Raw genomic sequence first — 5961 nt, 5'->3', positions numbered from 1 at the left:
AGTCGTGCCATGAGTGCGTGTTCGACGAGGGTGATGAGGCCGCTTTTGGCGTCGGCGCGGTGGCGTGCGTCGGTGGTGATGATGGGGGTGTCGGGTCCGATCTGGAGTGCTTCGCGTACTTCGTCGGGGGTGTAGGGCTGGTGTCCGTCGAAGCCGTTGAGGGCGATGACGAAGGGGAGTCCTGAGTTTTCGAAGTAGTCGACGGCGGGGAAGCAGTCGGCGAGGCGGCGGGTGTCGACGAGGACGACGGCGCCGATGGCGCCGCGGACGAGGTCGTCCCACATGAACCAGAAGCGGTCCTGTCCGGGGGTGCCGAAGAGGTAGAGGATGAGGTCTTGGTCGAGGGTGATGCGGCCGAAGTCCATGGCCACGGTGGTGGTGGTCTTGTCTCCGGTGTGGGTGAGGTCGTCGATGCCGGCTGACGCGGACGTCATGACGGCTTCGGTACGCAGCGGGTTGATCTCCGAGACGGCGCCGACGAACGTGGTCTTGCCCACGCCGAAGCCGCCCGCCACCACGATCTTCGCGCTGGTGGTTGAGCGGGCTGCTCCTCCGCCGCTAGAGCTTCCGAAGTCCACTGAGCACCCTTTCGAGCAGTGTCACGTCTGGCTGACCGCCGGCGGTCTCGTCGCCGCCGGGCTGATGGATGGCGACAAGTCCGGCCTCCGCCAGGTCGGCTACGAGGATCCGGGCGACGCCGAGGGGAATGGAGAGAAGGGCCGAGATCTCGGCGACCGACTTGATCTCGAAACACAGCTGGCAGATCCGCTGGTGCTCGGGCAACTGCCCTTGCAGCCGGGACGGATCGGCCGTCGTACTGACCAGTGCCTCGATGGCGAGCTGGTATCGCGGGCGGGTCCGTCCACCGGTCATGGCGTACGGGCGCACCAACGGGTTGTGGGTGTCCCTGGACGGGTCGGGCGCGGACGAGCGCCGGGGCTGCTGCTGCACCGGTTGGATACGGGGCGTCCGGGGCTGGTTGTACTGGTGTTGCGGCGGGTAGGGCTGGTGTTGACCGCCCGGTCCGCCGTAACCGCCGCCCTGACCTCCCTGGCCGCCAGGATTACCCTGACCGCCCTGACCGCCCTGACCGCCCTGACCGCCCTGACCGCCCTGACCGCCCTGACCGCCCTGTCTGCTCTGATCGCCCTGACCGCTCGGCGCGGACGGGAAGTTGAAGCGGTTCCGGGCCTGCTCTCCCGTGGGCTGCCGGACACCGTCATAGGGATGTCCGCCTGGGGGTGTAGCCACGTTTCCTCCTCCGACTGCCGGTCGCCGGTCCTTTGGTGTGCCTGTGGAGCCGCGCGCCACCGCACCCTATGGTGCGGTGGCGAGAACTGCACTGTCTGTCAGTTGAGCAGACTTCCCTGGAGTTCGGCGCGGAGGTCCGGTGTGAGGACCGTACCGGCGCGGTCGACCAACAGGGCCATCTCGTAGCCCACCAGGCCGATGTCGGCCTCGGGGTGGGCGAGCACGGCCAGCGAGGAGCCGTCCGAGATGGACATCAGGAAGAGGAAGCCGCGCTCCATCTCCACGACGGTCTGGTTGACGGCGCCCCCCTCGAAGATCCGGGACGCCCCCGCGGTCAGCGAGGTCAGCCCGGACGCCACGGCCGCGAGCTGATCGGCCCGGTCGCGGGGGAAACCGTCGGACATGGCGAGCAGGAGTCCGTCGGCGGAGACCACCACCGTGTGGGACACCCCGGGGGTGTTGTCCACAAAGTTGGTGATCAACCAGTTCAGATTCTGCGCCGCCTGGCTCATCGGGCTCACACTAACGCTCCTGGTTGTAGGTACTGCCCGGGCCGTGGCCCGGTCCGTTCGTGTCCGCTCCTGCGTTGCGTCCCCGCAGGACCCCGCGCCGCAGGTTGCTCAACCTGCCGCGCACGTCCTCCGGAGCACGGGAGACCTGGGGGCCGCCCTGCGGGGTGCTCTCCGCCGTTCCCTCGACCAGATTGGCCTTGGGCACCCGGCGGGGAAGACCGGACGGGGTGACCCCGCCCGCCTTCGGCTCGCGGAGCTTCTCGGCCCGCTGCCAACGGTCGTCGTTCTTGGAACGCCAGTCCTCGGTGTCCGCCGTCCCGGTGTCCAACTCGCCGCCGGCCGGGGGAGTCCGGCCCGGCTGTCCGTCGTTCTGACCGGTGGGCTGCCACTCCTGGGCCTGCCGGCCACCGCCCCGGCGCGGCAGTCCCGCGCCGGTCAGCGCGTGACTGGTGCTCGGAGAGGGACCCGGACGGTCGAAGCCTACGCGGTCGGCGGGGATCTCGGGTGCGACCTGTGAAGATTCCGGTTCCGCGGGGGCCGCCGGGGGGTACGCGCCCTGGTATCCGCCCTGATCGCCCCAGTCACCCTGGTGGGGTTGGGCGTCGAAACCGTTCTGGTACGGGATCTCACCGTTCGGCAGGTCCGGGTAGCCGGCCTCCGCATAGGCGGGTGCCTGGGGCTCCTGGTACCCGTCGGGGGTGCCGTAGGGCTCGGGCGCGCGGTACTCCTCGTACCCGCCGGGACCGTACCCGTCCGTGGCCGGTGCCTCCGCCGTCGCCGGCTGCGGGGCGAAGTCCGGGGTGTACGGGGCCTCCTGAGGCGCGTAGGCGGCCTCGGAGCCCTCCCGGTACTGCCCGTCGACCTGGTCGCTGAAGAGCGGTCCCTCGGGGCTCTCAGGGCCGCCCAGCGCCGCGCGCCGTTCCTCGCGCCGCAGGGTGCGGTTGACGGGGTCGAGCCGGCGGCCGTCCTGGGCGGGGCCCGGCTCCTCGGCCGGCGTCTCGTACTTCGAGTCGTCGAAGCCGAGTTCGGCCGCCGTCAGCATGGGCGCCGTGGGGAAGGACCGTACCTCGGCGGGCGGTTCCTGGTCCGGGATGATCTGGGAGACCGTGAAGTCGTCGGTCTGGGCGGTCGGTTCGCCGCCACCGCCGTGCGTGATCGCGTCGGGGAGCATCACCAGCGACGTCGTGCCCGCCTGCTCGCCCGAGGGGCGCAGCTGGACCCGGATGCCGTGCCGGTCGGCCAGCCGGCCGACCACGAACAGGCCCATGCGCTGGGAGACGGCGGCGTCCACGGTCGGCGGGTTGGCCAGCTTGTGGTTGATGTCCGCGAAGTCCTCGGCGGTCAGGCCGATGCCCTTGTCGTGGATCTCGACCATCACCCGGCCGTCGGGCAGCCGCGTGGCGGTCACCCGGACCTTGGTCTGCGGCGAGGAGAACGTGGTGGCGTTCTCCAGCAGCTCGGCGAGCAGGTGCACGAGGTCGGTGACGGCCTGGCCGTGGATCTCGGTCTCGGGGACGCCGGTGAGTTCGATACGGGCGTACGACTCGACCTCCGAGGAGGCGGCGCGCAGCACGTCCACCAGCGGCACCGGCTGGTTCCACCGGCGGCCCGGCTCCTCACCGGCGAGGACCAGCAGGTTCTCGCCGTTGCGGCGCATGCGGGTGGCCAGGTGGTCGAGCTTGAAGAGGCTCTCCAGCTGGTCCGGGTCGCCCTCGTTGTTCTCCAGGTCCGTGATGAGGGTCAGCTGGCCCTCGATCAGGGACTGGTTGCGGCGCGAGAGGTTCGTGAAGATCGCATTGACGTTTCCGCGGAGCATGGCCTGCTCGGCCGCGAGCCTGACCGCCTCGCGGTGGACCTGGTCGAAGGCGCGGGCGACCTCGCCGATCTCGTCGCGCGAGTCGATCGGGATGGGCTGGACGCGGGTGTCGACGCGGCCCGGTTCGGTACGGGACAGCTGGTCGACCAGCATCGGCAGCCGCTGCTCGGCGATGGAGAACGCCGCCGTGCGCAGCTCGCGCATCGAGCGGCTCATCTGGCGGGCCATCATCCCGGCCAGGATGAAGGCGATGAGCAGGGCGATCACGACGATGGCGCCGTTGGTGATCGCGTCGTTCCTGGCGTTGGTGGAGATCTGCGCGGCGTCCGCGACGGCCTTGTCGACGAGTTCCTTCTCGACCACGGTGTAGCCGTCGAACTTGGCGGTGGCGGCGGCCATCCACACGTCCGGGGTGACCCCCCGCGCCGCGAGCTGCTCGGGGGTGGCGCCGGTGGCGATCGCGGCGACCATGCCGTCGAAGACCGAGCCCTCCTGGCTGGGGGGCGGGGTGAAGTCCTGGCCCGCGGCGGCGGCCTGCTGGCCGGCGGCGGCGAGCTTCTTCGCCCCCTCGGCGGCCTTCTGCTTCATGACCTGCTGGAGCCGGACCGTGTCGGCCGCGGTGCCGCCGGAGACGTACTCCGCGACGGAGACGCTCTCCAGGTAGGCGTACGACGAGAAGGCGATGGTCTGCCCGCCCCTGACCTGGTCCTTCTGGCTCGGCCTGACGAGCAGGTGCATGCCGATCGAGCGCTGGAGCGACTCGGCGGCCTTGGCGAGCTGGAGGGCGTACACCGTACGGCCGTAGCTGGTGATGTTGCCGGTGCCGAGGCCCAGCTCGTTGGCGAACTCCATGAGGGAGTGCTGGACCAGCACGTATCCCTCTTCGGTCGCCACGGGGCCGCCGTTGTTGTCGGTCTTGTCCGGGGTCTCCACCGCCGCGGTGTACGCGGTCTTGCGGATGGCGGCGAGCTTGGGCTCCTCCCCGCGGAAGATGCTGAGGCGGCGTTCGAGGCCCTGCTTGGCCGGCATGTCCCGGACCGCGACGTCGAACTTCTTCTTCGCCGCGTCGGTGGCCGCCCTGGTCCGTACGACGATCTGCGCGTCGCGCTTGTTCGTCAGCAGGGGCTGCGCGGTGAGGTCGCGCTCGTTGAGCAGCGCCTGGCCGTACTCGGAGGCGGCGCGCACGACGAGGGCCGTCTTCTCCGCGTCCTGGGCCTCCTGCCAGGTGTCGACCGACCCCTTGACCTGGAAGCCGCCCATCACCAGTCCGACCAGGACCGGGATCAGCAGAATGGCGTTCAGCCGGGTGGCCACACGCCAGTTGCGCGGCGAGAGCCGGCTGGAGCTGCCGGGCGCGGAGGGCGCGCCGGCCGGTTCCGCGGACGGCGCCGCCGACCGCGGTGGCGGGGTGAAGTTGCCCCGCGTCTGTTGCTCCGCGGAGCTCGCCTTGCTTCGCCTCACTCGACCAACAACCTCTCGGCGCCGGCACCTACGCTGTGCCGTTTCTCGTTCAGGGCCGTACAAACTCGGGAGTCGCCGAATTCCAGCACGGGGAGTGGTCCCACTCCAAACAGTGGGAATCGGCCGTTCCGAGTGATCCACGCCTCAAATAAAAGGGGCATAAAGGCCGAGCGGGAACAAAAAGGGGAGGTGATGTGAGCGCAGTGATACCAGTTGAGTGCGTCGGGTGTCCGCAGCCCGTCAATTCTCTGTCTAAACGTTATGAAGGCCGAGGCGGGCCGTGTCGCACGACACAGCCCGCACCCGGCGCGGGCTACAGCAACTGCCGTAGCCGTCCGTCTACTTGAGTCGTGCCATGAGTGCGTGTTCGACGAGGGTGATGAGGCCGCTTTTGGCGTCGGCGCGGTGGCGTGCGTCGGTGGTGATGATGGGGGTGTCGGGTCCGATCTGGAGTGCTTCGCGTACTTCGTCGGGGGTGTAGGGCTGGTGTCCGTCGAAGCCGTTGAGGGCGATGACGAAGGGGAGTCCTGAGTTTTCGAAGTAGTCGACGGCGGGGAAGCAGTCGGCGAGGCGGCGGGTGTCGACGAGGACGACGGCGCCGATGGCGCCGCGGACGAGGTCGTCCCACATGAACCAGAAGCGGTCCTGTCCGGGGGTGCCGAAGAGGTAGAGGATGAGGTCTTGGTCGAGGGTGATGCGGCCGAAGTCCATGGCCACGGTGGTGGTGGTCTTGTCTCCGGTGTGGGTGAGGTCGTCGATGCCGGCTGACGCGGACGTCATGACGGCTTCGGTACGCAGCGGGTTGATCTCCGAGACGGCGCCGACGAACGTGGTCTTGCCCACGCCGAAGCCGCCCGCCACCACGATCTTCGCGCTGGTGGTTGAGCGGGCTGCTCCTCCGCCGCTAGAGCTTCCGAAGTC

5 protein-coding genes are annotated in these 5961 nt (G+C 69.6%); all 5 read right to left on the bottom strand.

The window, feature by feature from the left end; translation table 11 throughout:
* On the bottom strand, window positions 1-578 hold a 578-nt coding region (locus GT042_RS23205), incomplete at its 3' end, for an ATP/GTP-binding protein (protein WP_161310659.1).
* On the bottom strand, window positions 559-1251 hold the full coding sequence (locus GT042_RS23200; protein ID WP_161310658.1) for a DUF742 domain-containing protein: 693 nt from the start codon (window positions 1249-1251) through the stop codon (window positions 559-561). The genes GT042_RS23200 and GT042_RS23205, both read right to left, overlap by 20 nt.
* 98 nt (window positions 1252-1349) lie before the next feature.
* Window positions 1350-1763: a roadblock/LC7 domain-containing protein gene (locus GT042_RS23195; RefSeq protein WP_040028900.1), complete on the bottom strand. Its 414-nt coding sequence runs from the start codon at window positions 1761-1763 to the stop codon at window positions 1350-1352.
* 10 nt (window positions 1764-1773) lie between these two features.
* Window positions 1774-5040: a nitrate- and nitrite sensing domain-containing protein gene (locus tag GT042_RS23190; RefSeq protein ID WP_161310657.1), complete on the bottom strand. Its 3267-nt coding sequence runs from the start codon at window positions 5038-5040 to the stop codon at window positions 1774-1776.
* Between the two features lie 339 nt (window positions 5041-5379).
* On the bottom strand, window positions 5380-5961 hold a 582-nt coding region (locus GT042_RS23185), incomplete at its 5' end, for an ATP/GTP-binding protein (RefSeq protein ID WP_161310656.1).

It is taken from the genome of Streptomyces sp. SID3212, assembly GCF_009865405.1.
Taxonomy (GTDB): Bacteria; Actinomycetota; Actinomycetes; order Streptomycetales; family Streptomycetaceae; genus Streptomyces.
The sequence above is the reverse complement of the archived record's forward strand: the minus strand, read 5'-3'. Positions and strand labels throughout refer to the sequence as shown.